Source organism: Pseudomonas sp. D4002 (genome assembly GCF_013385665.1).
In the GTDB taxonomy this organism is placed as follows: Bacteria; Pseudomonadota; Gammaproteobacteria; order Pseudomonadales; family Pseudomonadaceae; genus Aquipseudomonas.
Genome location: NZ_JACAPN010000066.1, coordinates 1 through 1,230, shown reverse-complemented (window position 1 = coordinate 1,230; position 1,230 = coordinate 1). Strand labels below are relative to the sequence as shown.

Sequence of the window (1,230 nt, the reverse complement as noted above, 5' to 3'; positions counted from 1 at the left end):
TGTACGGACCGGACACATGGTTGACGGGTGTACGGGGACATGGTTGACACTTTTCGGCGAGCTAACTACGCCGGAAAACCATCATGCCCTGGAATACGAGAGACGCCATGAGCCTGAAAAAAGAGTTCGTTGCCTTAGCCCGGCAACCCGGCAGCAATAAACGAGAACTGTGTCGACGGTTCGGTATCAGTCCCCAAACCGCGTACAAGTGGCTCGGTCGCTACGAAGAACAAGGCCAGCAAGGTCTGCTGGAGAAATCCCGCAGGCCAGCCACTAGCCCAAAACTTACCAAGCACGCGCTGGAGACTGAAGTCTTGGCAATTAGGCGGGAGCATCCAGCCTGGGGCGGCCGCACGATCAGCAATCTGTTAGATAAGCGTATCGCTCCTAGCACTGTCACCAATGTCTTACATCGCCATGGTTTGGTTCAAACGGTCCCGAAAGAGTTACAGGCAGCAAGGTTGAGGTTTGAACACGACGCGCCCAATGATCTTTGGCAGATGGATTTCAAAGGGCATTTCCCAACGCAACAAGGCCGATGCCATCCGCTAACTGTTTTGGACGACCATTCTCGTTTCAACTTGGCAATCAAAGCCTGTGCCAACGAGCGCACAGCCACGGTACAGGAGCAGTTGATCGCGGTTTTTCGGCGCTACGGTTTACCAGCTCGCATCAACGTCGATAACGGGCCCCCATGGGGCTCTCCGCGTAATCCGGGGGAGATCACGGAACTGAGTATCTGGCTCGTTCGCCTAGGTATCAGAGTAAGTTTCAGTCGGCCTTTCCACCCTCAAACCAATGGGAAAATCGAACGATTTCATCGGTCACTCAAGGCTGAAGTGCTCAACGGCCGCCATTTTCGGACGCTTGCAGAAGCGCAAACAAATCTCGATCAATGGCGAGAGGTTTATAACCATCAACGCCCTCATCAAGCCCTGGGTTACAAGGTTCCAATGGACCGATACCGAGAAAGCCCCTGGGCTTATCCGGAGATGCTTTTGGCGTTTGAGTACGGGCCGGACGATTTAAAGGCCAAGGTTTATCACAGCCGATTTAAGTTTCAGAAGCGCTATTTCAGGATCGCCAAAGGCCTGGCCGGACATCACATCGCACTACGTCCCAACACTGAAAGTGACGGGCTATTTGACGTCTATTTCTGCCATCATTTTTTGCGAACGATCGACGTGAAACAGCCTGATTACGGTTCATAATGTGTCAACCATGTCCCCG

1 protein-coding gene is annotated in these 1,230 nt (G+C 52.9%); it reads left to right on the top strand.

Features of this window, described 5'->3' with window-relative positions; translation table 11 throughout:
* Positions 1-83: 83 nt before the first annotated feature.
* A complete protein-coding gene (locus HX824_RS31935) occupies positions 84-1,211 on the top strand; it encodes an IS481 family transposase (RefSeq protein WP_177056065.1) in 1,128 nt (375 codons plus the stop codon).
* Positions 1,212-1,230 lie beyond the last annotated feature (19 nt).